Here is a 2,398-nt window from a genome sequence, read left to right as displayed (position 1 = left end):
ATATTTTTATAATGTCGATGAACATCTCCTGTCCTATCTATTAAATTCTTATAATCAGAAACTAATTCTTCATAGCGTAATCCTCCATTGACCAGCACATCTCCCATATTAAGTTTAGCTTCTGCATAGGCAGCATATTTATTTTCCCTGTTACTGTAATTTGAAGACGGCGTATTCCCTGAGTCGCTGGTCAAAGAACCTGTTATATTTATGTGATTACATTCTATCCCCCATGATAATCCAAACTTCTCGTTTAAATTATAGTCGAATGCAAATTTTCCAGAATAGATATCCAACATATTATTTCCAGTACTGATGGTTAATTTAGGAACACTCTCAGTTGTTTCATTTGTTTCCTGATTGTATTTATTATTATTATTGGCATAATCCAGATTAAATTCTGTCGACAACAGCTTGCTCCACTGTGCATTATAGAATAGGTTTACGTGGTTATATTTCGTCTTATTAATGTAATCATTAAGAATATCTGTTGACTGAGCAAGTTTATCATTTAACTGATAATCAAGCGTAGAAATACGATATTCATTATCTTTGTTATTTGACGAATTCCATTCAATGCCGATGTTATGTCTATCATTTATTTCATAATCCATGTTTATTTGCCATTCATTATTTGTAAGATGTCCCTTAGCTGTCTGGTCTTGAATGTAGCGATGCGTGTTTTCTCCAAGAAATAATTCTTTAGTTTGTGGAAGTATGGATCTGTTTTTTGTATTATCGTAACTAAAGTTAGCTGAAAAACTAAGTTTCTGATGCTTAAATCCTATCTTCATGTCATTACCATAGCTTGACCGTCTGTTTTGTTTGGCATTGCTCCCAAGTTGAAATGTCAGTCCGTCTTCTTTTTTCAACATAACAATCTTAAGTACAGCCTTTCCTTCTGCGTCATATTTGGCATCTGGGTTACTAATAAGTTCAATGCTTTTTATATCTTTCGGAGATAGTTGTCTCAATTCTGTCTGATCTTGTATTTTTTTGTTATTGATATATATAACGGGAGACCCTAAACCGAAGACTTCAAATCCGCCATTAGCTGTTTTTACAATTCCAGGAATCTGTGAAACTAATTCCGTAAATTCATGTAATTGACTTAATACAGACCCGGATACATCTGTTATCAGAGAGCCGTTTTTTTGTCGAAACATGGGTTTACTACCTATTATAGAAACCTCGTTCAAAGTAGTAGATTTTGTTTTTAGTTTAAGTATTCCAATATTAGCGGTCATTTCTGATACAGGATAATATAGGTCTTCATATCCTATGTGCGTGATTTTTAGCAATTTCCCATTAATATTAGAATTAGCTAGCGCAAATTTTCCATCTTCGCCTGTTACGCAACCAACCACAAATGAAGAGTCTTTGGCATTCAACAATATCACATTTGAATATTCCAAGGGAATACCGCCTTCGTCAACCAGATGTCCTGTAATAGTTTGAGCATACCCAGCATATATATAGCAGCATACGGCTAATATCATGAATAGCTTTTTCATGTTTTGTCTCTATTTATTTAGTTTTTGTCTTTCGACAGAACAAAGTTATAAACATTTTTATTACCATCCCAATTTTTTTGCAAGAAATTAATACTAGGTGTTACAGGTTGTGTTGCAGGTTAAAATACACTATATCAGCATATTAGGTTTGTTTTAGCTATTTTATTCAGGGTAAATGCAACAAAATTAAAGCCCTTTTGGAAGAGATATAGCTTTATAAAATGGAAAATTCTTCGGTTATTTCTTTTTTGAAGTCAGCTGGATTTTCCACAAAGTCACTTGTGACTCTGATAAGAAAACTGCCGAAACCATCCACTGAGACTTCTTCTCCAGTAAGAAAATAGTTGCGGATTATCCAGGAACACTGTCAATACTAAAGTCACGTCGCAGCATGTGGCAGAACAGTTCCTTTGTATCTCTTCGGCGATTTCTTTCATGCCTACTTTACCTATTTTTCTTGCTCTTGCGAAATATTTTTCGTCAGTTCTTGACTTCTCTAGTGTGCATTGTATTGCCATAAAAAAATATTTTTTTGGATTAAATAATCCAATATCCTACATGTTTTCACATAACTATATGTTATTCAGTTTGTTAGCTTATGTATGATAGTCTAAAAACATACATAAAACGGAGTGATAAGGCCCTTATTACTCTGCAAACCTACATGCTTTGTTGAGTGATAAGGGCCTTATCACTCAATAGCGCAACGAAAGTGGTGATTTTATTTCTGTTATGCTGACGATGACCTGAATTGATATACACATTTGTAGTTATACCTACTGAAACACGGGTTCTTCTCTAATTTAGTTGAAGAATATATGCTCTAGAACCATCTTTCTTCTTAGTAGTTTAATGCTCGCTCTACCATACATAGTTCTCTTTAC

The 2,398-nt window shown here is 33.8% G+C and carries 2 protein-coding genes; both read right to left on the bottom strand.

Annotation, left to right across the window (positions count from 1 at the left end):
• The coding region (locus B045_RS0111605; protein ID WP_018464428.1) for a TonB-dependent receptor at nt 1-1,514 on the bottom strand (1,514 nt) is incomplete at its 3' end.
• A gap of 275 nt (nt 1,515-1,789) precedes the next feature.
• Nucleotides 1,790-2,032: a hypothetical protein gene (locus tag B045_RS15150; protein WP_202900294.1), complete on the bottom strand. Its 243-nt coding sequence runs from the start codon at nt 2,030-2,032 to the stop codon at nt 1,790-1,792.
• Nucleotides 2,033-2,398 lie beyond the last annotated feature (366 nt).

The organism is Segatella paludivivens DSM 17968 = JCM 13650 (genome assembly GCF_000373185.1).
GTDB lineage: Bacteria > Bacteroidota > Bacteroidia > Bacteroidales > Bacteroidaceae > Prevotella > Prevotella paludivivens.
Note: the sequence above shows the minus strand (reverse complement) of the source record. Positions and strands in the feature narration are given on the sequence as shown.

Bases quoted from the DNA above. Each gene is read 5' to 3' on its own strand.
- B045_RS15150 (WP_202900294.1), bottom strand. From the start codon at position 2,032: ATGGCAATACAATGCACACTAGAGAAGTCAAGAACTGACGAAAAATAT.